The sequence below is a fragment of the Collimonas sp. OK242 genome (assembly GCF_900107095.1).
GTDB lineage: Bacteria > Pseudomonadota > Gammaproteobacteria > Burkholderiales > Burkholderiaceae_D > Collimonas.
On sequence record NZ_FNOR01000017.1, the window covers coordinates 80,808 to 105,875 of the forward strand.

Genomic DNA, 25,068 nt, shown 5'->3' on the forward strand with positions numbered 1-25,068 from the left:
TTTTCTTGTTTTTGTTCTTGCTCTTGTTTTTACTCTTGTTTTTACTCTTACTACCAGGGTGTAACCTGCTGCTCATTGCTTGCCCGTGATGGAATTGTAATAGGTATGTGAAAATCGCGTTGCTAAGAGAACGGATAGGAACGCACAGGAAAACGCCGCTCCCTGCCTCGCCGGGAAAGCGCAATCACCAATGCAGGCAGAAGCGTCAGGTCTTGCCGGGCGTTTTTGGCAATCGGGAGGGGGTTTGACATGTTTCGGCAGGCTTGATTGAGGAGGAAGCAAGTGGATTTCAGGCGATTTCAAGAAAGTGCAATATGGTAAAATTGCGCTTTGATTATAGCTAACTCAAGCAAGAAAGAAACATCATGGCTGGACACAGCAAATGGGCCAATATTAAACATAAGAAGGCCGCCACCGATGCCAAACGCGGCAAAATCTGGACCCGACTGATCAAGGAAATCACCGTCGCGGCCCGCATGGGCGGCGGCGATGTCGACGCCAATCCGCGTCTGCGGCTGGCCATCGACAAGGCATCCGACGCCAATATGCCAAAGGATAACGTCACCCGGGCCATCCAGCGCGGCAGCGGCGGCCTGGATGGCGTCAACTATGAAGAAGTGCGCTATGAAGGCTACGGCATCAACGGCGCCGCCATCATTGTCGATTGCATGACTGACAACAGAATCCGCACCGTGGCCGAAGTCCGCCATGCGTTTTCCAAGTTCGGCGGCAACATGGGCACCGAAGGCTCGGTGGCCTTCATGTTCAAGCATTGCGGCCAGTTGCTGTTTGCGCCCGGTACCAATGAGGACGCCCTGATGGAAGCTGCGCTGGAAGCCGGCGCAGAGGATGTCGTTACCGACGAGGAAGGCGGGATTGAAGTTATTTCCGCACCACATGATTTTGCAGCGCTCAAAGAAGCGTTGGAAAAAGGCGGTTTCAAGGCCGAAATGGCCGAAATCATCATGAAGCCGGCGACCGAAACTGTGTTTTCGGGCGACGATGCGATCAAGATGCAAAAGCTGCTCGACGCTCTGGAAAACCTGGACGACGTGCAAGAAATTTACAGCAACGCAATAATCGAAGACTGACTCAGGTTCTTATGAAAATTCTGGTAGTGGGCTCTGGCGGCCGTGAGCATGCCCTGGCGTGGAAAATCGCCCAATCACCGCGCATACAAACTGTCTACGTGGCGCCTGGCAACGGCGGTACGGCGCTGGATCAGCGGCTGGAAAACATCGACATTACCGATCCTGCGGCGCTGGCCGATTTCGTCGTGCGGGAACATGTCGCGCTTACCGTAGTCGGCCCGGAAACCCCGCTGGCTGCCGGCATCGTGAATATCTTCCGCGATCGCGGCTTGAAGATTTTCGGACCGACGCGTGAAGCGGCGCAGCTGGAAAGCTCGAAAGACTTCGCCAAGTCGTTCATGCAACGGCATCACATCCCGACTGCCGAATATCAAACCTTCTCCGACGTCGACGCTGCTCATCAGTACATCGACCAGAAAGGCGCCCCGATCGTCATCAAGGCCGACGGCCTGGCTGCCGGCAAAGGCGTAGTGGTTGCCATGACGATCGAAGAAGCCCATGGCGCGGTCGACATGATGTTGTCCGACAATCGCCTTGGCGATGCCGGCGCACGTGTGGTGATTGAAGAATTCCTGGCGGGCGAAGAAGCCAGCTTCATCGTCATGGTCGACGGCAAGAACATCTTGCCGCTGGCAACCAGCCAGGACCATAAACGCCTCAAGGATGACGACCAGGGCCCGAACACCGGCGGCATGGGCGCTTATTCGCCGGCGCCTATCGTCACCCCGGCATTGCACGCGCGCGTCATGCGGGAAATCATTACGCCCACCGTGCACGGCATGGCCAAGGACGGCATTCCATTCAGCGGCTTTTTGTATGCCGGCCTGATGATCGACGACAAAGGCAACCCGAAGACACTGGAATTCAATTGCCGCATGGGCGATCCGGAAACCCAGCCGATCATGGCACGCCTGAAAACCGATCTGCTGACGGTAATGGAACATGCCGTCAGCGGCACGCTGGACACGATTGAACTGGAATGGGATCGCCGTACCGCGCTGGGCGTGGTGATGGCCGCAGCCGGTTACCCGGACGCTCCGCGCAAGGACGACCTGATTTCCGGGATTCCCGCCGAGACTGCCGACACGGTGACATTTCACGCCGGCACCACCCTTAACGGCGGGCGCCTGACCACTTCCGGCGGCCGGGTTCTCTGCGTAGTCGGCCTGGGCGACAGTGTCAAAGTGGCACAGAAGCAGGCTTACAGCGTGGTCGACTCGATTCATTTCAGCGGTGCGCAGTTCCGCCGCGATATCGGCTGGCGGGCACTCAAGAAGCATGCCTGATCAGGCATATATGACACGTAGGGTGGGCACCCGTGCCCACGCGGGACTTCGCACCGACACAATGCCACAACGCATTTCAGCGCGGACATTAGAACCTGCCCACCCAACTCCTATTAGCGCAAGCACTATCCCCGTCTCCCGATGAGCTCAAACACCACTCCCGACCATCCCGCCGAGGCCGTCAAATCCTATCTGGTGGACCTGCAAGCGCGCATCGTCGCGGCGCTGGAACAGATTGACGGCAAGCCGTTCGGCAGCGATCAATGGCAGCGTGCAGAAGGCGGCGGCGGCATTTCGCGCATCATCGAAGAAGGCAATGTATTGGAACGCGGCGGCGTCGGCTTTTCGCACGTGATGGGCAAAAGCCTGCCGCCGTCGGCAGCCGCCAACCGGCCTGAGCTTGCGGGCCGGCACTGGGAAGCCATGGGCGTGTCGCTGGTCATGCATCCGCGCAACCCGTATGCGCCAACCGTGCATATGAACGTGCGCTTCTTTATCGCCAGCGCAGAAGGCCGGGAGCCGGTATGGTGGTTTGGCGGCGGCATCGATCTGACGCCGTATTACGGCTTTACGGAAGATGTCGAGCACTTTCACCGCAGCTGCCGCGACGCCCTGACGCCGTTTGACGATGCCAGCGGCCAGGATGCGGCGCTCTACCCGCACTTCAAACAATGGTGCGACGACTACTTCTATCTGAAACACCGCCAGGAGCCGCGCGGCGTCGGCGGCATTTTCTTCGACGATTTCAACCGCTTGGGGTTCGAACGAAGCTTTGCCATGATGCAGAGCGTCGGTAATGCTTTCATCCCCGCATATACCCCGATCCTGGCGCGCCGCAAGGATATTCCCTACGGTGAAACCGAGCGCGATTTCCAGGCATATCGTCGCGGCCGCTATGTTGAATTCAATTTAGTGTATGATCGCGGCACTTTGTTCGGTCTGCAATCCGGGGGACGTACCGAGTCCATCCTGATGTCGATGCCGCCCGTGGTCAAGTGGCGTTACGACTGGCAACCGGCGGCTGGAAGCCCGGAAGCCAAGCTATATACCGATTTTCTGATCCATCGCGAGTGGGTTTGATGGGCAGTTCCCCGATGACATCCAAGCAAACCTCCCGGCCCACGCCCAGGCCATGTATCGCAGTCCTCGGCGGCAGTTTCGATCCGGTCCACAATGGTCATGTGGCGCTGGCGAAATACTTCGTGACCTTGCTGGCGCCAGACGAGTTGCGGGTAATTCCTACCGGCAACCCTTGGCAAAAGCATGGCCTGGAAGCCACTCCGGAACAACGGGTGGAGATGGTCAGGCGCGCGTTCCGCCAGCAAAGCGTAGCGGTCGTCATCGACCAGCAGGAAATCCAGCGGCAGACTGCGACGTATACGATAGATACGTTGCAAGCATTGCGGACCGAACTTGGGCCGCAAGCGTCTATCGTGTTCCTGATGGGGGCGGACCAGTTGCAGCACTTGAACAGCTGGCAGGGTTGGGATCGCTTGTTTGACTACGCCCATCTGGGTGTGGCCTCGCGGCCCGGTTTTGCCATGGATGAATCACGGGTTCCAGCCGAGGTTACGCGCGAATTTACACGCCGCGCCGCCACCCCGGAACAGATTCGTCAGAGCGCGCACGGTTTGACCTACCTGGCGAAAAATTTAGCTGTAGACATTTCGGCAACAGAAATTCGTTCCGCGCTGCACAATGCAAAAAGACCCGACACGCTGGTCCCGGCGGCAGTACTGGACTATATTGAACAACATCATCTCTATAAGAATTAAATGGATATCAAAAAACTACAAAGTCTCGTCATCGATGCACTCGAAGACGTCAAAGCTCAAGACATTCGCGTCTACGACACGGTCCACCTGACCGGTTTGTTCGATCGTATCGCGATTGCTTCCGGCACCTCCAATCGCCAAACCAAGGCGCTGGCCGCCTCGGTACGCGATAAAGTCAAAGAAAACGGCGGCACGATTCTCAGCGTCGAAGGCGAAGACACTGGCGAATGGGTATTGGTCGACATGGGCGACATGGTGGTGCACATCATGCAGCCGGCGATCCGCGCCTACTACCGCCTGGAAGAAATCTGGGGCGACAAGGAAGTCAAGTTCGGCGCCGCCAAACGGGTTTCCACCCGCACGGCTGCCGAAGAAGAAGCGCCGAAGAAGATCTCGCGCCATCTGACTACTTCGCAGGCCTTGAAGGCGGAAGACGAAACGCCGAAGAAAGCGCCAGCGCGCAAGAAGCCGGTCAAGACTGACGGCGCCAAGAAAGCGGTCGGCAAAACCATCAAGGTAGCGCCGTCGAAGAGCTCGGTGCCGCCGAAGAAGGCTGCGGCGCCCAAGAAAGCACCTGCCAAGAAACCCGCTGTCAAGCGCGCTCCGGCAAAAACCAAAGCGGCTGAATAAGCTGCTGCGTCCATAGCACACGCATGCAGCTCATCATCGCTGCGGTCGGCCACAAGATGCCGGCATGGATAGAAAACGGCTTCGGCGAGTATGCGAAACGCATGCCGCCGGATTGCCGCATCGTCCTCAAGGAAATCAAGCCAGTCGAACGCTCCGGCAGCAAGACCGCCGAAACGGCCATGGCGCTGGAACGCAGCCGTATCGAAGCGGTACTGCCGAAAGGCGTGCGCATCATCGCCCTCGATGAGCGCGGCAAAGACCTTACCAGTGTCCAGTTATCGCAACAGCTGACCCAATGGCAGCGCGACGGGCGCGATGTCGCCTTCATCATTGGCGGCGCCGATGGCCTGGATCCGGAATTCAAGGCCAATGCCGACAGCTTGCTGCGCATTTCCAGCCTGACTTTACCGCACGGCATGGTCAGGGTACTGCTGGCCGAACAGCTGTATCGGGCCTGGTCGATTACCCAGAACCATCCGTATCACCGGGTGTGACCCCTTTGCACCCTTGAGCGCCCCAATAAGCCACCCAATACACGGGTAACTCTGTAATAATCGCTGGAATTATCAGACGACGCATCCGCCGTAGCCGCCAGCAATGAAAAATCCTTACCAGAAAATCTACCTTGCCTCGAAAAGCCCGCGCCGGCGGGAGTTGCTGCGACAGATCGGCGTCGTATTCGAATTGCTATTGCTGCGCGACCAGACGCCGCGCGGCCCCGATGTCAGCGAGGAAGTCTTGCCGGACGAATCGCCGCAGGATTATGTCGTCAGGGTGACCATGGAAAAGGCCCGCGCTGCATACCAGATGATGATCTGGCGCAGTTTGCCGGTACGCCCTGTCCTGGCGGCCGACACCACGGTCACGATCGACGGCCGGATTCTAGGCAAGCCCGCCAACAAGCCCGAGGCGGTCGCCATGCTGCGGCTCCTGTCGGGCCGCAGCCATCAGGTCCTCACCAGCGTTGCCGTCATTTATCGCGAAGAATCCTGGCAACTCACGCAAGTGTCCGATGTCCTATTCCAGGAGCTGCCAGAGGCCATGATCGAAGCCTACTGCAATACCAGCGAGCCTTACGACAAGGCCGGCGCCTATGGCATCCAGGGACCGGCAGCGATTTTCATCGAAAGCATAAGCGGCAGCCATTCCGGCATCATGGGCTTACCCCTTTTCGAAACCGCACAACTACTACAACAGGCAGGCATCCGCATTTTATGAGCGAAGACATCCTCGTCAACATCACCCCCCAGGAAACGCGCGTTGCGCTGATTTTCCAGGGAGCAGTGCAGGAACTGCATATCGAACGCACCTTGTCGCGCGGCCTGGCCGGCAATATTTATCTGGGCAAAGTGGTCCGTGTACTGCCCGGCATGCAATCGGCATTTATCGATATCGGACTGGAGCGCGCAGCCTTTCTGCACGTCGCCGACATCTGGGAAACCCGTGCCCACGATGGCCAGGCGGCACAACAGACGCCGATTGAAAAATTGCTGTTCGACGGCCAGTCGCTGACGGTGCAAGTGGTGAAAGACCCTATCGGCACCAAAGGCGCCAGGCTGTCGACCCAGATTTCCATCGCCGGCCGGATGCTGGTGTATCTGCCGCAAGACCGGCATATCGGTATTTCGCAGCGGATTGAAAATGAAGCCGAACGCGAACTGCTGAAGAACAAAGTGCAAAAGCTGCTGCCGCCCGAGGAAAAGGGCGGCTTCATCATCCGCACCATGGCCGAAGACGCCTCGGATGCCGATCTGCAGATGGACATCGAGTATTTGCGCAAGACCTGGTCGTCCATCACGCTGCTGGCAAAAACCAAACCGGCGCCGACCTTGCTGCATCAGGATTTGAGTTTGGCACAGCGCGTGCTGCGTGATTTTGTCAACGACGAGACCACCACCATCCAGGTCGACTCGCGCGAGAATTTCCAGAAGCTGCAAGAGTTCGCCGCCAGCTACACGCCGTCTGTCACAGCGCGGCTGATGCATTACACCGGCGAGCGTCCCCTGTTCGACCTGTACGGCGTAGAGGAAGAAATCCAGGAAGCATTGAGCCGCCGCGTGCCGCTCAAGTCCGGCGGCTACCTGATCGTCGACCAGACCGAAGCGATGACCACCATCGACGTCAACACCGGCAGTTTCGTCAACGGCCGCAATTTCGACGACACGATTTTCAAGACCAATCTGGAAGCAGCGCACGCCATAGCGCGCCAGCTCAGGCTGCGTAATCTGGGCGGCATCATCATTCTCGATTTCATCGATATGGAGAATAGCGAGCACAAGCTCGCGGTGCTGGCCGAGTTGCATAAAGCGCTGCTGCGCGACCGCACCAAGAAATCGGTGTCGGAATTTTCCGCCCTGGGCCTGGTGGAAATGACCCGCAAGCGCACGCGCGAATCGCTGGCGCATATCTTGTGCGAACCCTGCCCCGCCTGCAACGGCAAGGGCCAAGTCAAGACTGCGCGCACCATTTGCTACGAAATCCTGCGCGAAGTACTGCGCGAAGCGAAACAGTTCAATCCGCGCGAATTCCGCATTCTGGCGTCGCAGGTGGTGGTCGACATGTTCCTCGAAGAAGAATCGCAGCATCTGGCCATGCTCGGCGATTTCATTCATAAACCGATTTCCCTGCAAGTGGAAACGGTTTATCCGCAGGAGCAATACGACATCATCCTTATGTAAGGTTTACATGAATAGTTCTTTACCGATTTCTGCAGCCTTGCCTGGCGCTTCCGACGCTCCGGCCGAAGCTGACAATTCTTTCCATATCGCCTTCTGCGTCGACGACCACTATTGCCGCAGCATGGGAGCGACGATCGCCTCCATCATCGCCAATAGCCCAGGCGTGGTTTTCACCTTCCATGTGTTCGCCTTTTCACTTTCCGCGGATAACCGCAAGCGCTTCAAGGAGCTGGAGCAGATGTACCAGCTCAAGACGCATGTGCATATCATCGATCCGGCGGTATTCCAGCCGTTCGCGCACATCTCGCAGTTCTCTTACTATTCGCCGACCATCTTCACACGCTTGCTGATCCCCTCCACCTTGCGCGGAATGTGCGACAAGGTTCTCTACCTGGATGCGGATATCCTGTGCGTTGGCAGCTTGGCTGAGTTGCGGCAAATGGATTTCGGCGATAGCGCGGCGATTGTCGTGCCGGATGCCGATGAAACCACCAGAAGACGTTGCGCTGCCTTGCAATTGTCATCGCAGAAATATTTCAATTCCGGCGTGATGTACATGCACGTGGATAACTGGATGGCCCAGGAAATCACCGAAAAGACCATCCTTGCCATCCTGGAAAACGGCAAGGACTACAGATTCCCGGATCAGGACGCGCTCAACGTGGTGCTGGAAGGAAAAATCAAGTATATCGACAGGAAATGGAATTTCCTCTACGACTTGATCCATGACCTGGAAAAAGACAAACGCCAGATGCGCGATATCGGCGAGGTGGTCTTCATTCATTTCGCCGGCGCGGTAAAACCCTGGAACGACTGGTGTTTGCATGCGTCCAGGGACTTGTTCGTCAAATACCAGGCGCTTTCGCCCTGGGCCGACTTGGCGCTCGATCCCGCGCCAAGAAACTATAAGGAAATGAGGATGTATTCCCGTTTCCTGATGAAACGAGGCCAGCTGCTTGATAGCTTCAAGTGGTATATGAAATATCTTGCCACAAGGTAAATTTGTGCAAGAAGTAACAAAAAGTGAGAACCTCACCGGCCGTCCTGACGGCCGGATATAATTTCTGCAACTCAGCGCTGATTCATCGCTCACATATAGCCTACACCGATCCAATAATGGCAATAACCAGTTCCCACGTCTTAATATGCCGCACCGACAATATCGGCGACGTTATCCTGACATTACCCATTGCCGCTTTTCTAAAGCAGCATTATCCAACGCTGAAAATAAGCTTTCTGTGCCGGGCCTATGCAGCGCCGGTAGTCAAGCAATGCCGCAGTATCGATGAAGTGGTGGAGCTTGAGAGTTTCTTGCTGGACCCCGCTGCTTATTTTGCGCACGCCAACGTCGACACCATCATCTTGGCGCAACCGAATAAACGCATGGCGATCGAGGCTTTCAAAGCACGTATCCCTAACCGCATCGGCAACGCGCGTCATAAGCTGTACCAAATGCTGTATTGCAATCGTCGGGTACGCTTCAAGAAGGGGAACTCGGCACACCATGAGGCGCAATTCAATTTCGAATTTTTGCGCCCTTTCGGCCTCAACACCGTCCCTGAACTTGCTGCAATTCCGGCCCTCTATGATTTCGACGTTCCGGAGAATCGGGAAATAAACCAGTTATTCCAGGCTCATCCATTCAATCTCATCCTTCATACAAAATCGAATGGGCATGGGCGCGAATGGCCGATCAAGCATTACATCGCGCTTGCCCGGCGGCTGAGTAAATATCCGGATATCAAACTATGGCTAACGGGAAGTCCGGCCGAAGGGCAATGGCTCGCTGACAATGCTACGGAATTATTGCAATTGCAAAATGTGGGCAACGTCTGCGGCAAGTTCACGCTTGACCAGCTGAGTTCATTGATTAAAGCGGCCGATGGCTTGATCGCAAGCGGCACCGGCCCGCTTCATGTTTCCGCCGCGCTGGGCCAGCGCACGCTCGGCTTGTTCCCGCCGACGCGCCCAATGCATCCGGGCCGATGGGCTCCGCTGGGAAAGCGGGCACAAGCGTTGTGCATGCCGGTCAGCTGTAACGGCTGCGCAGACAGCAAGGCTGCGAGTTGCGATTGCATGGAGAACATCACTCCGGAAAGTGTCGCTGACATCGTGCTGCAGTGGCGCCAGGAGGCGCAGGCAGAACAGGCAACGCAATCCCCGGACGCTCTTATTTCCGATTCAATACAGCCATAACCTGCGCTACCGTAATCGCCTTCACCCAATCTCGACGATTGGCGGCGGTGATTACAATACTATTCTCCTTGTCGATCGGCGCCCATTCAGGATTTTTCTGGCGCATCAATGCGATCACCGGTACCTGCACGGCATTCGCCAAATGCATTACCGCAGTTTCAACCGAGATAATCAGATCGCATTCACGCAATATTGCCGGCAGCTGAAAAAAATTGTCCTGAGCGCTAAACAACTGCAATCGATCGAGAGCGTGAACATCGAAAAATGCTTTAGCCTGCGCCATTTCCTCAGGCACCACGTTGACGATGAAGCGGGTATCTTTCCAGGCATCCTGCGCGCGTATCGCCGCAGCGAGCTCGACTACCCGCTCCAGCGGCCAGCAGCGTTTGGGAGTCTTGGCGTAGGGATTGATGAAAACCAGCTTGGCCGGATTGACAGATTGTCGCCTGTCTCGCTCGAAGCCCCAGCGCTTCAGCTGTTCCTGCGCATACCGGTTCCATTGCTCGGGAATCCGCACGAAAGGCAGCCGTGAAGATGGCGCGCTCTGCATACCGAACAAGCGAATGAACCAGGCCGCATAGACCGCGCTGATATGCACTCCCCGCTCGGCCACGCCATCCGGATCGAAGCCGGCATCCAGCTGCCGATATGCAAGACGCTTATGCAGGGCAAAAATTCCTGCCGGTTTCTGCATACCCGCAACAAAACCACGTGGACTGATCTGGCGCGCCAGCTTTGCATACATGGGCGGTCTCAGCGTCGCCAATGACACTACCAAGGGATAATCCTGTTGTTGCGCCTCGGCGATCGATTGTTCAAACAAGGCCGGACTGTAGGTCTGTTGATAAATCTTGGCAACGAACGGGCATTCAGCCAGCCAGTCGTATAAGGCATATTTCTTCAGATACGGCCATGCCGCAGTGTTATTGCTGCGTCTGACCTCATCTACCCAGATATGGATTTTGATATGCGGGAAGGCCTGTGCGAAAGCTTGGAAACAGTTTTGCAGATAAGTGAAATCGCCAAGGGCAAGATGGGCGATGAACAGGATCTTATCCGTTTTTTTTAAAATTTCGGCCGGAACGAGTTGTGCTGTCATGGGATTTTCTTTTTTGATTTTCTTGCAGACGATATTTTCAGATGAGGCGGGCCGGCGATCTCAAGTACGAAGCCTGAGATCTCGGCACTGCAGCTCTACATCTCTACATGTGCCGCATCCTTGGAAAACTGGAGGTGATACAGATTTGCGTATGCGCCGTGCTTGCTCAGCAATTCCTCATGGCTGCCGATTTCAACAATGCTGCCCTTCGAGAGTACGACGATACGGCTGGCGCGCTCGATAGTCGACAGCCGGTGCGCGATCACGAAAGTGGTGCGGCCCTGCATCAGCTGGTCGAGCGCAGACTGCACCGCCCGCTCCGACTCGGTATCCAATGCCGAAGTCGCCTCGTCCAGAATCAGGATAGGTGCGTCCTTGTAGATAGCGCGCGCCATCGCCAGCCGTTGGCGCTGGCCACCGGACAAGCGCGAACCGTTGTCGCCGATGTGCGTTTCGTAACCCTCAGGCAAAGCGGCGATCATTTCAGTCAGATGCGCTGCCTTGGCGGCAGCTTCAATCCGCGGCCGATCAGCTGCGCTGTCGCCGTAGGCGATATTGGCGGCGATCGTATCGTTGAACAGTACGACATTCTGGCTGACCATGGCTATTTGCGCCCGCAGGCTGTTTAAAGATATGTCCTCGATAGCCAAGTCATCCAGCAGGATACGGCCTTCGGTCGCCGAATAAAATCCGGGAATCAAATTCACCAAGGTGGACTTGCCACCGCCCGACATCCCCACAAAGGCAATGGTTTCGCCAGGCTTCACGGTCAGGTTAATATCGGTTAACGCTGGTTTGTCCTGCCCCGGATAGGAAAAGCCGACATTGGAAAATTCGACTTTCCCGTTGGTACGCTTGTCCAGCTGTATGCCGCCGGTGCGCTCGATCGGACTATCGATCAGTTTAAACACTGCCTCTGCTGCAGCCATGCCGCGTTGCAGCGGGCCATTCACTTCAGCCAGCTGTTTGAGAGGCACTTGCAAAGCGATCATCGCCGCCAAAAATGATACGAAATCGCCGGCGGTAAGCTGTCCGTGACTTGCTTGCACCAATCCCATCGTGATCATCGCCGACATCGCGCAAGCCATCATGATCTGCGTGACCGGCACGGTGGCGGCAAAGGTGCTGGTCATGCGCATGCTGTAGTGGCGGATATGCTCGGCCGATTCTGCGAATCGCTTCCTCTCATAAGCCTCGCCGCCAAACACTTTGACGACCTGCTGCGCGCGCGTGGTTTCTTCGATTACCTGCGTCAGTTGCGCATTGACGTCGAGGGAATCCTTGTTCAGCTTTTTCAAGCGCTTGGCGGTAGTGCGCACCACCAGTATCATCAGAGGCATCAGCACCAAGGCTACAATCGTCAATTTCCAGCTGATGAACAGCATGTAGCCCAGCAAACCCGCTACCGTCAGCACACAACGCACAATCGACGTAAACAGCTTGCTGATCATCTCTATGATTTGCTGCACTTCAAACATGATCGAATTGATCACGCGCCCGACCGTATGGGTGGCATGGAAATCAATCGACACGCCCAAGATGCGATTGAACATTTGCTGCCGCAATGTCGTCAACACGCGGGTAGACACCCAGTTGGTCATGTAGGTTGTCAAGAAAGTCGAGGCGCCGCGCGCGACAAATGCGCCAATCACGGCTATCGGCACCAGCCACAGCGGAAACGTAGGTTTTTGCACAAAGCCGTTATCCAGCAGGATCTTGAAAATGTAAGCGACCAGCGGTTCCGTCGCTGCAGTCACAACCATCCCAAGAAGACCCAGGATCAATCGCTTTTTATAGGGCCGATGCAATACCGCAAGGCGCTTGAAAATTGTTGTATAGGAAAATGCGCTCATAAGTCAGTCTGCTTTAAGTTCTTTTTTTACACTTTACTATCATGGAAAATTTCTTCTCCAAAAGTAGAGCCAAGTGATATGGAGGACACAGCCAATCGGCAAATGCAGGGCACAGCACGACCGTACCTTAGTACTCCACGGCGACCGCTTCCTTCCCCATTTTTTCCGCCAGGACCAGCTGCAAGCCATCACTGGGCGACACTCGCCATTCGTCGCCGAGCAATATTTCACAAGCGACCCCGTCGCCAGTGTAGCGCAGCGTCAGCGGCAAGCCGCTGCCTGAGCGATGCGACGACAGCATTTCCTTAAGCTGTACGGCATCGATTTTCTGTGACGGCGACGACAGGGACAGCACAATTTGACGACCGTATTGAATCCGTGCGGTGGCGATATCCATCACCTTTTCTGCCGATACCCGCAAACCGCCATTAAAGCGATCTTCCGAGACCTTGCCCTGCACTACCAAAAATTCGTCCTCTTTGAAAAATGCCTTGTTCGGCTCGAACTGTTCGTTGTAAACGGTGACATCGACAGTTGCACTGCCATCGTCCAGCGTGACGATCATCATCTTCCCGCGCTGGGTCATTTGCGTCCGCAAGCCGGAAATGATGCCGGCCAGGGTACGCGGTTCGCGCGAAGGTTCCAGACTGCCCAGCGGCGTGCGCGCAAAACGGCGCGCCTCCGCAGCGTAGGCATGGAACAAATGACCTGACAGATAGAAACCCAGCGCGATCTTCTCTTCGGTCAATTTTTGCTTGTCAGTCCACGGCGTCGCCTGCACGTATTCGATGGGCGCTTCAAGATCGCTGTCGTCGCCGCCAAACAGGCTGACCTGATTGGCCGATGCCAGTTTCTGATCTGCCGCTTCCATCGCACGCGCCACCGAAGCCAGCAGAATCCCGCGGTCAACCTTGAAACAATCGAACGCACCGGCGCGTATCAGCGATTCGATGGTGCGGCGATTGATCTGGCGCTTGTCGACCCGCAGGCAGAAATCGAACAAATCGACGAAAGGTTTCTCCTTGCGCGCGGCGATGATGGCCTCAATCGCGTTTTGCCCCGAGCCCTTTACCGCGCCCAGACCGTAACGGATGAAAGTGGCTTTTTTACCCGGCTCGCCTTCAGGCGTAAAACGATAATCCGACAGATTGATGTCCGGCGGCAGCAAGGTCAGCTTGCACACAACCAGCGAATCCTCCACCAGGATCTTGACCTTCTCCGTGTCGTCCATCGCCAGCGACAAGTTGGCGGCCATGAACGCAGCGGGATGATGGGCTTTCAGGTAAGCGGTGTGATACGACAGTAAAGCGTAAGCGGCAGCGTGCGACTTGTTAAAGCCGTAGCCCGCGAATTTTTCCATCAAGTCGAAAATCTCGTCGGCCTTGGCTTCGGTCAGACCATCCTTGGCTGCACCGTCGCGGAAAATCTGGCGGTGCTCCGCCATTTCTTCCGCTTTCTTTTTACCCATCGCCCGCCGCAGCAAATCCGCGCCGCCCAGCGAGTAGCCGCCGACCACCTGCGCCATCTGCATCACCTGCTCCTGATACACCATGATGCCGTAAGTTTCAGACAAGATGCCTTCAGTGCGCGGGTCAGGGTAGTCGAAGCGTTCGCCGTGCTTACGTTTGCAGAAATCCGGAATCAGATCCATCGGCCCCGGACGATACAGCGCCACCAGCGCGATAATGTCCTCAAAGCGGTCGGGACGCGCATCTTTCAGCATGCCTTGCATGCCGCGGCTTTCCAGCTGGAACACGGCGACCGTTCTGGCTGCGGTCAGGAGTTCATAGGATGCCCGATCGTTGAGCGGCAGCTTTTCCAGACTGAAATCAGCCATGGCCGGATCGAGCTGCTTGATGTAGCGCACTGCGCGATCAAGAATCGTCAGCGTGGTCAAACCCAAAAAGTCGAACTTCACCAGACCGACGGCTTCGACGTCGTCCTTGTCGTATTGCGAGACAACGCCGGCATCGCCGCCCTGCGTATACAGCGGGCAGAAATCGGTCAGTTTGCCGGGTGCGATCAACACGCCGCCGGCATGCATGCCGATGTTACGTGCGATGCCCTCGACTTGCTGCGCCAGGTTGAGCAGCTGCTTGACCTCTTCCTCATTCTCCAGGCGCTCCGCCAGCATCGGCTCTTCCTGGATGGCGTCGGCAATCGTCACATGCTTGCCCGGCTTGAACGGGATCAGCTTGGAAATGCCGTCGCAAAAATTGTAGCCAAAATCGAGCACCCGGCCGACGTCGCGGATAGCGCCCTTGGCCGCCATCGTACCGAAGGTGGCAATCTGCGACACCGCATCCTTGCCGTACAAATCCTTGACGTGCTGGATGACGCGATCGCGGCCTTCCTGGCAAAAGTCGATATCGAAGTCGGGCATCGATACCCGTTCAGGATTCAGGAAACGTTCGAACAGCAAATTGTATTTGAGCGGGTCGAGGTCGGTAATCTGCAGCGAATACGCCACCAGCGAACCTGCCCCCGAACCCCGTCCCGGTCCAACCGGTACGCCGTTCTGTTTGGCCCAGCGGATAAATTCGGCAACGATCAGGAAGTAACCGGGGAAACCCATCTTGATGATGGTGTCGGTTTCGAATTTCAACCTGTCCTGGTAGCGCTGACGCTGCTGCTCGCGCTTGGCTTCGTCAGGAAACAGATGCAGCAAGCGCAGCTCCAGGCCCTCCTGCGATTGCTGTATCAGGAATTCGCCGATCGTCATGCCGTCCGGCGTAGGGAAATCCGGCAATTGCGGCTTGCCCAGCTGCAGTATCAGGTTACAACGCTTGGCAATTTCGATCGAATTCTGCAAAGCCGCCGGCATATCGGCGAACAGCTCGGCCATTTCGGCTTGGGTCTTGAACGATTGCTGGTCATTGAAGCGACGCACGCGGCGCGCATTGGCCAGCATTTCACCTTCAGCGATACAGGTGCGCGCTTCATGCGCGATGAATTCTTCTTTATCCAGGAACTGGATAGGATGGGTAGCCACCACCGGCACATTGAACTTGGCCGCCAGCGCCACCGCCTGGCGCACATGCGCTTCCATGTTGAGCTGATCGGCGCGTTGGATCTCGACGTAGAAATTATCGGGGAAAATAGTCGCCCAACGTTCAATGCAGCGCTCGGCCAGCCCCGCATTACCGTTATCGATAGCAATGCCGATGTCGCCGAAGTGCGCGCCGGACAAGGCAATCAGGCCGTTGCCGCCGCTCTGTTCCTGCAAGCCGGCGAGCCACTCGGCGCGGATTTCAGCGCGGCCGCGGTGCAGGTTTTCCAGCCAGGCGCGGGACAGCAGTTCGCATAATTGCAGATAGCCGCTGCGGTTCTTGACCAGCAACAGCAAGCGCGATGGTTTGTCGCGCTCGTCATCATTGGTGATCCAGACATCGCAGCCGACAATCGGCTTGATGCCTTTACCGCGTGCAGCCTTGTAGAATTTGACCATGCCAAACAAATTGGCCAGATCGGAGATGCCAAGTGCTGCCTGCTTATCCTTGGCTGCGGCTTTCACGACGTCGTCGATGCGTACCAAGCCGTCGACAATAGAGTACTCAGAGTGGAGGCGGAGATGAATGAATTGCGGTGTCGTCATGGGCGGTATTTTACCCCGAGGCCCTGCTGGTCATGGGCAAAATTGGGCAATCCTGTCGCGGGCGTTTATAATACTGATAAATCAACGACTTACCGAGAAATAAGCCATGCAGTCCAGTCATCCTTTTGTCAATATCGCCGCCTATAAATTCATCACCTTCATAGACACAGAACAGAAACGTCCTGAATTTCTTGCAATTTGCAAACAATTGCAGCTAAAAGGCACGATCTTGCTCACTCCGGAAGGAATCAACCTGTTTCTGGCCGGCATGCGTGAGCAAATCGATCAGTTTTTGGCATGGCTGCGCGCTGACGAACGTTTTTCCGATCTGGAAGTGAAAGAAAGTTATTCCGAAAAACAACCTTTCACGCGCATGCTGGTCAAGCTGAAATCTGAAATCATTACGATGAAGCACCCATTGATCAAGCCGGAACTGGGCCGCGCCCCGGCGGTACAAGCCCAAACCCTGAAACGCTGGCTTGACCAAGGGCATGACGATAACGGCCGGCCGGTGGTCATGCTCGACACGCGCAACGCGTTTGAAGTCGATGTCGGCACCTTTGCAAACACCATTGATTACCGCATCGAAAAATTCAGCGAATTTCCCGCTGTGGTCGCCGAGCATAAAGATGAATTGGCGGACAAGACAGTTGTCACTTTCTGCACCGGCGGCATCCGCTGCGAAAAAGCTGCGATCCACATGCAAAATATCGGCTACGACAGCGTCTATCAGCTGGAAGGCGGGATTCTCAAATATTTCGAAGAATGCGGCGGCGCCCATTACGACGGCGATTGTTTCGTGTTCGACTATCGTACCGCACTCAATCCGCAACTGCAGGAAACCGCTACCGTGCAATGCTACGCTTGCCGTGCGGTGGTAACGCCACGTCAGCAACTGTCGCCGCAGTACGTGGCAGGCAAGTCCTGTCCGCACTGCCAGCCGGAAGTCGTCGCGGCGACTATCGAAGCCACGACCGCACTTTAATTGTAACGGCCAATAAAAAGCCCGCTTGCATTGCGCAAGCGGGCTTTTTACTTTTTCCAGCGGATACGATCGGCGGCGAGTTTGAATTCGCCTCCCTGTCCGCAGCGACTATGCAGCGCTTATTTGCCGGTTCATTTCTTGAATTTCTGCGCAGTCTCGGCAACACGCTTGCCAAACTGTTTGGCGGTTTCAAGATCGCCGGCCGCCGGGCCTTCTTCCGGGGAGGAGTCCGACGGACTTTGCGCCAATGCACCGGAGAAACCGCCGACGAAGTTCACGTCGTTACGTTGTGCTGCCTTGCTGTTCGATGGCATCAGGCCCGTGCCGACCCAGACCATGCTGTGCTGCATTGCAAATGTAATCAGATAGCTCATGGTAGTGCCCTTGTCGCCATTCATGGTCGCCGAATTGGTAAAGCCGGCGGCTACCTTGTCCTTCCACTTCTGGCCGAACCATTGCTTCGACGATGTATCGGCAAATTTCTTGAACTGCCAGGAAACGGTGCCCATGTATGTCGGCGTACCAAAGATAATGGCGTCGGCAGCTTCCAGTGAAGCCCAGGCAGCCTCGCTGAGATTGCCTTCGGCGTCGATGGCAATCAGTTCAGGAGTGGCGCCCGCTGCCCGCAGTACGCCAGCGCGTACGGCTTCAGCCTGATTTTTAGTATGGCCGTAGCCCGAATGATAAACAATAGCAACTTTAGTCATGACAATGCCCTTTTTAAGTAGGAGTCCGATTAAAAAATAAGTAAGTAAGCAAGTAAAACTAGCAACGCAACAAATTTCTGAATTGCAGCGGGTCACGATATCCAGCGAACGAAAATCCGAAATGACAGTCAAGCGAAGCATGGCTGCTCCGAACTGTATCTGCGCTTTCATGTCATTGGATCATGATATATCCATAAATTTATTTCACTATAGAAATACGTTATATGGATCCACTGCATTATTTGGCACTATAGGCTTACGGAATGGCTTAAGACAGAAGCTAAATTCCGATATATCATTCAATTTATCTGAATGAAATTCTTGCAACGTTTTTTGTAAAATTCTTACTCGCCAAGCAGCAATGAACCTGACGCTAGAAGCACTGCAAGTTCTCGATACGATAGCCCGCAAGGGCAGTTTTGCCGCCGCCGCCATTGAACTGGATCGTGTTCCTTCGGCGCTTACTTACAGTGTCCGCAAGCTGGAAGAAGACCTGGACGTCTTGCTGTTCGACCGCCGCGGCCATCGCGCGAAATTGACCAGCGCCGGCCTGGAGCTGCTGACCGAAGGACGTCATTTGCTGCTGGCCGCGCAAGAGCTGGAACGGCGCGTCAAACGTGCCGCTACGGGCTGGGAAGTGGAGCTGCGCATCGTCCTCGATAGCATCATCCCGTTTGACAGCCTGCTGCCGCTGATCGCTGCCTTCGATAGTCAGAATGCCGGCACCCGCCTGCGCATTTCGCACGAGGCTTTGTCAGGCGTATGGGAAGCTTTATTATCGGATCGCGCCGACCTGGCGATTGGCGCACCTCACAGCGGCCCCGACAGTATCCGCATGAGCGGCGGTTTCCAGATCCGCCAGCTGGGTACGATTGACTGGGTCTTCGCGGTCGCCCCCAGCCATCCCTTGGCAAACGCGCCGGAACCGCTTACCGCCAGCCTGATACAGCGATATCGCGCGGTAGCGGTTGGCGACACCGGCCGCACCCTGCCCAGCATCACATCCGGCCTGTTAAGCGGACAAGATATCCTGACCGTGCCGTCCATTCCAGCCAAACTGCAAGCCCAGCTGAGCGGCCTTGGCTGCGGCCATTTGCCACGCTGGATGGCAGCGCCATATTTTGCATCAGGCGCATTGATTGAAAAACCAACCATTGAAGCCAAACCCAGCGACAAGACGCAAATCGCCTGGCGGACGCCAGTCGTGGGAAAATCTCTCAAATGGTTCATTGCGCAACTCAGCGACCCGGCGATGCAGCAAGCCCTGCTTGGATCGCCGGCACCGGCGCCATATCATCACGAATCGATCAACCATGTCTAATCAAGCAAGCTATATCGGCCGCTTCGCCCCCTCCCCCACCGGGCCTTTGCATGCCGGCTCGCTGGTCGCGGCGATGGCCAGCTACCTGGATGCCAAGGCCAATCGCGGCCGCTGGCTGTTGCGGATGGAAGATGTCGATGAAGCCCGCACCGCGGCAGGTGCGGCGGATTCGATCCTGGCAGATCTGGACGCATTAGGCATGCATTGGGATGGCGAAGTAGTGTTTCAAAGCCAGCGTACGGGATTGTATGAAGCGGCATTCGATCGGCTCGGACGATTAGCCTATCCATGCGGTTGCACGCGCCGCGAGATTGTCGATTCCCGCATCTGTGTGGCGGCCGACGGTGCAGCGGTCTATCCGGGCACTTGCCGCGACGGCCTGCCGGTTGGCAAGCCGGCACGCGCTTACCGCCTGCGGGTACCGGATCCAGGACATATCGATGAACTGATTATTTTCGAAGATCGCTGGCTTGGCCGCGTGCAGCAGCACCTGGCGATAGAAGTGGGAGATTTCGTGCTGAAACGCGCGGATGGTTTTTGGGCCTACCAACTAGCGGTGGTGGTCGACGATGCCGATCAAGGCATTACGCACGTGGTACGAGGCGCCGATTTGCTGGACTCGACCGCACGCCAGATTTACCTGCAGCGCCAATTGAAACTGGCAACGCCGCGTTACCTGCACGTTCCGGTGATCACCAATGCAGACGGCGAAAAACTATCCAAACAGAACGGTGCGCAAGCTATCGACATCAAGCAGCCGCTGCTTGCGCTGAGCAAGGCTGCCTGGTTCTTGGGACTGGATGTCGGACAGGTAGACAGCGTCGCCGCGTTCTGGCCGCTGGCGACGACAGCATGGGCGAATCTCGAAACGACTCGCCAGAGCTGAAAAATTTACTGGCGCTTTGGCAAACCACCCAGCAAGGCTGCCAATTTCACTTTTGGCGGTTTGATCGCGCCGCCTGTCGGCGCTGCGTCAGATGCCGCCACTTCAGCCACGAGCGTCGGTTCGTAAGGCTTGAGGAACCATGGATCGATTTTTTCCCTGCGCGCAGGCGAAGGAGTCGAAGTGTAGGCGCTACGTGTGTGCTGCAAGCTACGGCCAGACGGCGCACCGCGGCCGTCGCCGCTACGATCGCTGCGTGCATCGGAACTGCGCCCGGAACGCTCGCGCTCGCCGCTCGACGGCTTGGCCACGAATCCAGTCAGCTCGGCGCGAACGAATTTGTACTTGATCATCTTTTCGATATCAACCAGCAAGCGCTCGTCCTTGTCGGCATACAAGGAAATAGCATCGCCTGAAGCGCCGGCACGGCCGGTACGGCCGATCCGATGCACATAATCCTCTGCGTTATAGGGCAAATCAAAATTGATCACGCATGGCAGTTCGGCGATATCCAGCCCACGCGCGGCGACATCGGTCGCCACCAGCACTTCGATCTCGCCTTGCTTGAACGCTTCCAGCGCCGCCATCCGTTCATTCTGCGTCTTGTCGCCATGAATCGCCGATGCCTTGACACCTTCGTTTTCCAGATGGCGGGCCAGTTTCGATGCGCCGATCTTGGTATTTGAAAAAACGATTACCTGCTTCAGGTTGCGCTCGCGAATAATGTACGACACCGCCTCCGCCTTGGTTTGCTCATTGACGTGGTACATGGTTTGCGTCACGTTGTCGGCAGTGGCGTTGCTGCGCGCCACTTCGATCGTCACGGGATTTCTGAGGAAAGTGGACGCCAGCTTTTTGATTTCGCCGGAGAACGTGGCAGAGAACATCAGGTTCTGCCGCTCTTTCGGCAACAGGTTGATGATGCGTTGCAAATCAGGTAGGAAACCCATGTCCAGCATGCGATCGGCTTCATCCATCACCAGGATTTGCGTTTGCGACAGGTTCAGCGTTTTTTGCTGGACATGGTCCAGCAGGCGTCCTGGCGTCGCAATCACGATTTCGATGCCTGAGCGTAAAGCGGCAGTTTGCGGCGCGATATCGACACCGCCGAACACCACGGTCGAGCGCAAAGGAGTATGGCGGCAATACGCCTTGACGTTCTCGGCCACCTGATCGGCCAGTTCGCGCGTAGGGGTCAGGATCAGGGCGCGTACCGGATGTCGCGCCGGCGAGGCGCTGTTGCTGGCATGCGCCAGCAGCAACTGAATGATAGGCAAGGAAAAACCGGCAGTCTTGCCGGTTCCTGTTTGTGCCGCGCCCATGACATCGCGCCCTTGCAATACCACCGGAATCGCTTCCGCCTGAATCGGGGTTGGATGGACATAACCCTGATCGCTCAACGCGCGCAGGATATCCGGGGACAACCCGAAGTCTGCAAAACGGACGGAGGGCGTGGTTGGCACTGCTGGATCAGCTTGAATCTCGGACTGTATGTCGGACATGGTAGTTGGCGGCCTTCGGTGCAATATGCACTCCAACAAAGGCACTATTTGCTCTCAATTGAATGCGTGAATTTCGTGTCGGCTCATTGACGACGATCAGTCCTTGCCAGGACCAACAACAGCGCCGCCATTCGAGCCAAATGATTGTGGATGTGCCATAACAGGCAAGACAAGTCGGATTATTACTTTGACATCATTGCCGACATGTTTTATACCACAGACGCGCATTATACGCCTAGCCGGGAATTTGCTCAGGTTCAGATCCCGAGTTCGTTGAGCGGCCAGCGCGGCCGCACATTGAATCCATATGTACGCTGCGCCGCCTGCGGATTGATTTGCAAGCGCATCGCGCCGGCAAAGGCGATCATGGCCCCATTGTCGGTACAGAATTCCAGTTCCGGGTAGTACACCCGGAAGCGCCGCTTCTCAGCTGCCGCATTAAGGGCGCTGCGCAATTGCTGGTTGGCGCCCACTCCGCCCGCAATCACCAGGCGTTTGAGACCGGTCTGCTTGAGAGCGGCCAGGCATTTGGCCAGCAACACCTCAACCAATGCATCGACAAAGGCACGTGCGATATTGGCTCTGTCCTGATCGCAAATATTGGTCGTATGATTTTTGACCAGGGTCAGTACTGCCGTTTTGAGGCCGGAGAAGCTGAAATCCAGATTTTTCGAATGCAGCATCGGCCGCGGCAACTGATACACCGATGGATCGCCGAATTCAGCCAGGCGTGAAATCGCGGGGCCGCCAGGATAGCCAAGGCCTAACAGCTTTGCCGATTTATCGAAGGCTTCGCCGGCAGCATCGTCTAGTGTTTCTCCCAGCAAACTATATTGCCCGACACCGTCGACCCGCATCAATTGCGTGTGGCCGCCGGACACCAGCAAGGCAACAAACGGAAAGCTGGGCGGATCGCTAGCCAATAGCGGCGATAACAAATGCCCTTCCAGGTGATGCACGCCCAGCATGGGTTTATCCAGCGCAAGTCCAAGGCCGCAAGCAATCGATGCGCCTACCAGCAGCGCACCGGCCAGGCCCGGCCCTTGGGTATAGGCGATGGCATCGATATCCTGCCGCGCGATGCCGCTTTCGGCCAGCACCTGCTGCAACAGAGGGATCGCACGCCGAATGTGGTCGCGCGAAGCCAGCTCCGGCACGACGCCGCCGTATTGCTCATGCATCGCTACTTGCGAATACAAGGCATGGGCCAGCAAGCCTTGCTCGGTGTCGTAGAGCGCAAGGCCGGTTTCGTCACAGGAAGATTCAACGCCGAGAACAATCATGGGTGGGGCAAAATTTATACAATGCCGCATTGTAAAGGAAAGCGCGGCCGACGCCCGTTGCAGGCGCCGATTAATCCTTGCCGAGCTGCTGCATCGCCTGGCGCATGAAAGCCAGTTGCTGCGAAAATCGGGTGCAAGCGGTGCAAGTCCACAGATGTATGCGCACCCGAATCCGGGTTAACGGCGATAAATTGCTATCCTGCGCCTGGGACAGGAGCAGTTGCGTATCGCGGCAATGGGGAATCAAACGTTTATATGACATAGAGATAAATTAACTGACCCGGCAAACTCTTCGGTATCCATGAATAGTCGCGCCACGGATGCAATACTTACAATGAAACTCGCATTATCCGCATTATGTTATTAAATTGTGCATGAACGCAGGCGGGTCAAGATTGTGCGCCGAACCAGTTCAATTGCAGGCATTCCCGCAGCCGGGCACGCGCCCGATATAGCAATACCCATGCATTCGCGGCGGTGATATCCAACTCCTTGCAAATCGCCTCGGTATCCAGTTCCAGCCATTCCCGCATCATGAAAATGCGTCCGGTTTTGGCAGGCAATTTGTCGATGCACAATTGCAAAATATCGAAAAACTCCTTGCGCTCCAGGGTCTGGTCAGGATTTCCCCAGCTGGGCGCGGTTTCCACTGCATGCCCTGTAGATGTAAATAAAGCATCGATCATCTCGGCGTCGCTACGGTCGCCGTCATCGCCGATATCCAGCTGTGTGTTCAGCTGCACTTCGCGCTTGCCCCGTCGCAGCTGATCCAGTAATTTGTGTTTAAGGATGCCGACGACATAGGTTTTGAATGAAGACTGCTGTTGAAAACGGTCCGGATGCTCAAGCACCGCGAGGATGGTTTCAGAGACAGCATCTTCGGCCAGGGCGTCATTGCGCAACTGCAGCACGGCAAAACGCAGCAGTTGCGGCCGCAATGTTTCAAGCTGGCTTGGATCAAATGCCATATAAACCCGGATAGGAGAAGTCAGGAACGAGCACCAGCATCAGTCAAACTCCTGGCAGGCCTGTTCGACAGGCGACGATTTTACCTGAAGGCCATGAACTAGGGCCTGTTAAAGTAAAATCGCTGCATATCTGCCCCGCTTGTGTCCATCTTCATTCATTGCCCGCAAACCTCGATCGTTATCCATACATGAAAAATATTCCACCGGCCGAACCATTCCCCGCCGCTCGCTTCATCAAGGAAATCGGACGCGGAAAGGATGGCGCGCGCAGCCTGTCGCGCAACGATGCGCATGATTTATACGCTGCCATGCTGGACGGCCGTGTCTCCGACCTGGAACTGGGCGGCATCCTGCTGGCGATGCGCATCAAGGGTGAATCGGTAGAGGAAATCGCCGGCTTTCTGGAAGCAGCGGAAGCGTCATTTACACAAATAGCGCTAGCGGCCGATGCCGATGCAAACGCTGCAAGCGCCTGGCAGTACGCGCCGGTAGTCATCCCCAGCTACAATGGCGCGCGCCACATGGCCAACCTCACCCCCTTGCTGGCGATGTTGCTGGCGCGCGAAGGTGTGCCGGTGCTGTTGCATGGGGTTTTGACAGATCCGGGCCGCGTCACCAGTGCGGAAGTGTTTCAAGCGCTGGGCCAGCCGATCTGCAGCAGCATCGAGCGGGCACAGCAGTGTTTTGCCAAACACCTGCCGGCCTTCATGCCGGTTGATGCACTGGCGCCGAAAATGGCAAGGCTGCTCGCCATGCGGCGGATTCTCGGCGTCCGTAACTCAACGCACACGCTGGTCAAAATCATGCAACCGTTTGTGATTCCTGCCCTGCGCCTGAGTTCGTACACGCATCCGGAATACCTGACAATGCTGACTGCTTATTTCACGACTACCGCGGCGGCTGAACGCGGAGATGTGTTTTTAATGCGCGGCACCGAAGGTGAAACGGTAGCCAATGCCAGGAAGGCGCAAAAAATCGACTGGCTGCATGGCGGCACCCAAACCACGCTGGTAGAGAAACAAAACATCGCCGACGAAATCCCGGCCCTGCCTGAGCAGCGCGACGCCGCTACTACCGCTAGCTGGATCCAGCAGGCACTGGTGCGAAAGGAAATGATTCCGAAACCGATTGCCGAACAGGTCGAACAATGCTTGAGGGTTTCCCAAGCTCTACACATGCAATACAATGAATCGCGGTAAGCAACAAACAGTAATTC

Annotated in this window: 22 protein-coding genes; 14 read left to right on the forward strand and 8 right to left on the reverse strand. The window is 56.3% G+C overall.

The features are described from left to right. Positions 1–365: 365 nt before the first annotated feature. The 10 genes from BLV81_RS18470 (at position 366) to BLV81_RS18515 (ending at position 9,656) form a co-directional block, all read left to right on the forward strand. Positions 366–1,091 (forward strand): YebC/PmpR family DNA-binding transcriptional regulator, encoded by a 726-nt coding sequence (locus BLV81_RS18470; protein WP_092358976.1) that lies wholly within the window; start codon positions 366–368, stop codon positions 1,089–1,091. An 11-nt stretch (positions 1,092–1,102) separates the two neighbouring features. Further along, positions 1,103–2,377 carry a phosphoribosylamine--glycine ligase gene (purD, locus tag BLV81_RS18475; RefSeq protein ID WP_092358978.1) on the forward strand — a complete coding sequence of 425 codons (1,275 nt, stop codon included), beginning with the start codon at positions 1,103–1,105 and terminating at the stop codon, positions 2,375–2,377. A gap of 141 nt (positions 2,378–2,518) precedes the next feature. Continuing rightward, complete coding sequence (gene hemF, locus BLV81_RS18480) at positions 2,519–3,457, forward strand: oxygen-dependent coproporphyrinogen oxidase (RefSeq protein ID WP_092358980.1); 939 nt, start codon at positions 2,519–2,521, stop codon at positions 3,455–3,457. 14 nt (positions 3,458–3,471) lie between these two features. Continuing rightward, complete coding sequence (locus tag BLV81_RS18485) at positions 3,472–4,152, forward strand: nicotinate-nucleotide adenylyltransferase (RefSeq protein ID WP_092358982.1); 681 nt, start codon at positions 3,472–3,474, stop codon at positions 4,150–4,152. Next, entirely contained in the window at positions 4,153–4,782 is a 630-nt protein-coding gene (gene rsfS / locus BLV81_RS18490; RefSeq protein ID WP_092358984.1) for a ribosome silencing factor, read from the forward strand. Positions 4,783–4,805: 23 nt separating this feature from the next. Then, positions 4,806–5,276 carry a 23S rRNA (pseudouridine(1915)-N(3))-methyltransferase RlmH gene (gene rlmH, locus BLV81_RS18495; protein WP_092358986.1) on the forward strand — a complete coding sequence of 157 codons (471 nt, stop codon included), beginning with the start codon at positions 4,806–4,808 and terminating at the stop codon, positions 5,274–5,276. A gap of 103 nt (positions 5,277–5,379) precedes the next feature. Further along, entirely contained in the window at positions 5,380–6,000 is a 621-nt protein-coding gene (locus BLV81_RS18500) for a Maf family protein (RefSeq protein ID WP_092358988.1), read from the forward strand. Beyond that, a complete protein-coding gene (gene rng, locus BLV81_RS18505) occupies positions 5,997–7,460 on the forward strand; it encodes a ribonuclease G (RefSeq protein ID WP_092358991.1) in 1,464 nt (487 codons plus the stop codon). Before BLV81_RS18500 ends, rng begins: the two co-directional genes overlap by 4 nt. Positions 7,461–7,467: 7 nt before the next feature. Further along, entirely contained in the window at positions 7,468–8,460 is a 993-nt protein-coding gene (locus BLV81_RS18510) for a glycosyltransferase family 8 protein (protein ID WP_092358993.1), read from the forward strand. A gap of 116 nt (positions 8,461–8,576) precedes the next feature. Beyond that, on the forward strand, positions 8,577–9,656 hold the full coding sequence (locus tag BLV81_RS18515) for a glycosyltransferase family 9 protein (RefSeq protein ID WP_092358995.1): 1,080 nt from the start codon (positions 8,577–8,579) through the stop codon (positions 9,654–9,656). On the opposite strand, the gene BLV81_RS18520 is transcribed toward BLV81_RS18515, so the two are convergent. The 3 genes from BLV81_RS18520 to dnaE all read right to left on the reverse strand — a co-directional run bounded on the left by BLV81_RS18520 (position 9,631) and on the right by dnaE (position 16,203). Continuing rightward, positions 9,631–10,755 carry a glycosyltransferase family 9 protein gene (locus BLV81_RS18520; protein ID WP_092358997.1) on the reverse strand — a complete coding sequence of 375 codons (1,125 nt, stop codon included), beginning with the start codon at positions 10,753–10,755 and terminating at the stop codon, positions 9,631–9,633. The genes BLV81_RS18515 and BLV81_RS18520 overlap by 26 nt on opposite strands. Positions 10,756–10,850: 95 nt before the next feature. Further along, complete coding sequence (gene msbA / locus BLV81_RS18525; RefSeq protein WP_092358999.1) at positions 10,851–12,608, reverse strand: lipid A export permease/ATP-binding protein MsbA; 1,758 nt, start codon at positions 12,606–12,608, stop codon at positions 10,851–10,853. A gap of 127 nt (positions 12,609–12,735) precedes the next feature. Next, entirely contained in the window at positions 12,736–16,203 is a 3,468-nt protein-coding gene (dnaE, locus tag BLV81_RS18530) for a DNA polymerase III subunit alpha (RefSeq protein WP_092359001.1), read from the reverse strand. Positions 16,204–16,309: 106 nt separating this feature from the next. On the opposite strand from dnaE, the gene BLV81_RS18535 reads away from it, so the two are divergent. Continuing rightward, complete coding sequence (locus tag BLV81_RS18535; protein ID WP_092359003.1) at positions 16,310–17,188, forward strand: sulfurtransferase; 879 nt, start codon at positions 16,310–16,312, stop codon at positions 17,186–17,188. Between the two features lie 131 nt (positions 17,189–17,319). Here BLV81_RS18535 and BLV81_RS18540 read toward each other — a convergent pair whose 3' ends face one another. Beyond that, positions 17,320–17,895 (reverse strand): flavodoxin family protein, encoded by a 576-nt coding sequence (locus BLV81_RS18540; RefSeq protein WP_092359005.1) that lies wholly within the window; start codon positions 17,893–17,895, stop codon positions 17,320–17,322. Positions 17,896–18,256: 361 nt separating this feature from the next. Between BLV81_RS18540 and BLV81_RS18545 the strand changes: the two genes are divergently transcribed. Both BLV81_RS18545 and gluQRS read left to right on the forward strand, forming a co-directional pair. Further along, entirely contained in the window at positions 18,257–19,216 is a 960-nt protein-coding gene (locus BLV81_RS18545; RefSeq protein WP_092359007.1) for a LysR family transcriptional regulator, read from the forward strand. Next, positions 19,209–20,102: a tRNA glutamyl-Q(34) synthetase GluQRS gene (gene gluQRS / locus BLV81_RS18550; protein WP_092359009.1), complete on the forward strand. Its 894-nt coding sequence runs from the start codon at positions 19,209–19,211 to the stop codon at positions 20,100–20,102. Before BLV81_RS18545 ends, gluQRS begins: the two co-directional genes overlap by 8 nt. Positions 20,103–20,107: 5 nt before the next feature. Here the strand turns inward: gluQRS and BLV81_RS18555 are convergent, their stop codons facing one another. From BLV81_RS18555 to BLV81_RS18570, 4 genes are all read right to left on the reverse strand, one after another. Beyond that, positions 20,108–21,601, reverse strand: a complete 1,494-nt coding sequence (locus tag BLV81_RS18555; protein WP_092359011.1) for a DEAD/DEAH box helicase — start codon at positions 21,599–21,601, stop codon at positions 20,108–20,110. Between the two features lie 257 nt (positions 21,602–21,858). Further along, on the reverse strand, positions 21,859–22,884 hold the full coding sequence (tsaD, locus tag BLV81_RS18560) for a tRNA (adenosine(37)-N6)-threonylcarbamoyltransferase complex transferase subunit TsaD (RefSeq protein WP_092359014.1): 1,026 nt from the start codon (positions 22,882–22,884) through the stop codon (positions 21,859–21,861). Positions 22,885–22,954: 70 nt separating this feature from the next. Then, positions 22,955–23,146 (reverse strand): zf-HC2 domain-containing protein, encoded by a 192-nt coding sequence (locus BLV81_RS18565; RefSeq protein ID WP_092359016.1) that lies wholly within the window; start codon positions 23,144–23,146, stop codon positions 22,955–22,957. Positions 23,147–23,273: 127 nt separating this feature from the next. Beyond that, positions 23,274–23,852, reverse strand: coding sequence for a sigma-70 family RNA polymerase sigma factor (locus BLV81_RS18570; RefSeq protein WP_092359018.1), 579 nt, complete (start codon positions 23,850–23,852; stop codon positions 23,274–23,276). A gap of 188 nt (positions 23,853–24,040) precedes the next feature. Here BLV81_RS18570 and ybiB point away from each other — a divergent pair, with 188 nt between their 5' ends. After that, positions 24,041–25,051, forward strand: a complete 1,011-nt coding sequence (gene ybiB / locus BLV81_RS18575; protein WP_092359020.1) for a DNA-binding protein YbiB — start codon at positions 24,041–24,043, stop codon at positions 25,049–25,051. Positions 25,052–25,068 lie beyond the last annotated feature (17 nt).

Excerpts from the sequence above, each read along its gene's own strand:
- BLV81_RS18470 (WP_092358976.1), top strand. The coding sequence starts at position 366 with ATGGCTGGACACAGCAAATGGGCCAATATTAAACATAAGAAGGCCGCC.
- purD (WP_092358978.1), top strand. The coding sequence starts at position 1,103 with ATGAAAATTCTGGTAGTGGGCTCTGGCGGCCGTGAGCATGCCCTGGCG.
- hemF (WP_092358980.1), top strand. The coding sequence starts at position 2,519 with ATGAGCTCAAACACCACTCCCGACCATCCCGCCGAGGCCGTCAAATCC.
- BLV81_RS18485 (WP_092358982.1), top strand. The coding sequence starts at position 3,472 with ATGACATCCAAGCAAACCTCCCGGCCCACGCCCAGGCCATGTATCGCA.
- rsfS (WP_092358984.1), top strand. The coding sequence starts at position 4,153 with ATGGATATCAAAAAACTACAAAGTCTCGTCATCGATGCACTCGAAGAC.
- rlmH (WP_092358986.1), top strand. The coding sequence starts at position 4,806 with ATGCAGCTCATCATCGCTGCGGTCGGCCACAAGATGCCGGCATGGATA.
- BLV81_RS18500 (WP_092358988.1), top strand. The coding sequence starts at position 5,380 with ATGAAAAATCCTTACCAGAAAATCTACCTTGCCTCGAAAAGCCCGCGC.
- rng (WP_092358991.1), top strand. The coding sequence starts at position 5,997 with ATGAGCGAAGACATCCTCGTCAACATCACCCCCCAGGAAACGCGCGTT.
- BLV81_RS18510 (WP_092358993.1), top strand. The coding sequence starts at position 7,468 with ATGAATAGTTCTTTACCGATTTCTGCAGCCTTGCCTGGCGCTTCCGAC.
- BLV81_RS18515 (WP_092358995.1), top strand. The coding sequence starts at position 8,577 with ATGGCAATAACCAGTTCCCACGTCTTAATATGCCGCACCGACAATATC.
- BLV81_RS18520 (WP_092358997.1), bottom strand. The coding sequence starts at position 10,755 with ATGACAGCACAACTCGTTCCGGCCGAAATTTTAAAAAAAACGGATAAG.
- msbA (WP_092358999.1), bottom strand. The coding sequence starts at position 12,608 with ATGAGCGCATTTTCCTATACAACAATTTTCAAGCGCCTTGCGGTATTG.
- dnaE (WP_092359001.1), bottom strand. The coding sequence starts at position 16,203 with ATGACGACACCGCAATTCATTCATCTCCGCCTCCACTCTGAGTACTCT.
- BLV81_RS18535 (WP_092359003.1), top strand. The coding sequence starts at position 16,310 with ATGCAGTCCAGTCATCCTTTTGTCAATATCGCCGCCTATAAATTCATC.
- BLV81_RS18540 (WP_092359005.1), bottom strand. The coding sequence starts at position 17,895 with ATGACTAAAGTTGCTATTGTTTATCATTCGGGCTACGGCCATACTAAA.
- BLV81_RS18545 (WP_092359007.1), top strand. The coding sequence starts at position 18,257 with ATGAACCTGACGCTAGAAGCACTGCAAGTTCTCGATACGATAGCCCGC.
- gluQRS (WP_092359009.1), top strand. The coding sequence starts at position 19,209 with ATGTCTAATCAAGCAAGCTATATCGGCCGCTTCGCCCCCTCCCCCACC.
- BLV81_RS18555 (WP_092359011.1), bottom strand. The coding sequence starts at position 21,601 with ATGTCCGACATACAGTCCGAGATTCAAGCTGATCCAGCAGTGCCAACC.
- tsaD (WP_092359014.1), bottom strand. The coding sequence starts at position 22,884 with ATGATTGTTCTCGGCGTTGAATCTTCCTGTGACGAAACCGGCCTTGCG.
- BLV81_RS18565 (WP_092359016.1), bottom strand. The coding sequence starts at position 23,146 with ATGTCATATAAACGTTTGATTCCCCATTGCCGCGATACGCAACTGCTC.
- BLV81_RS18570 (WP_092359018.1), bottom strand. The coding sequence starts at position 23,852 with ATGGCATTTGATCCAAGCCAGCTTGAAACATTGCGGCCGCAACTGCTG.
- ybiB (WP_092359020.1), top strand. The coding sequence starts at position 24,041 with ATGAAAAATATTCCACCGGCCGAACCATTCCCCGCCGCTCGCTTCATC.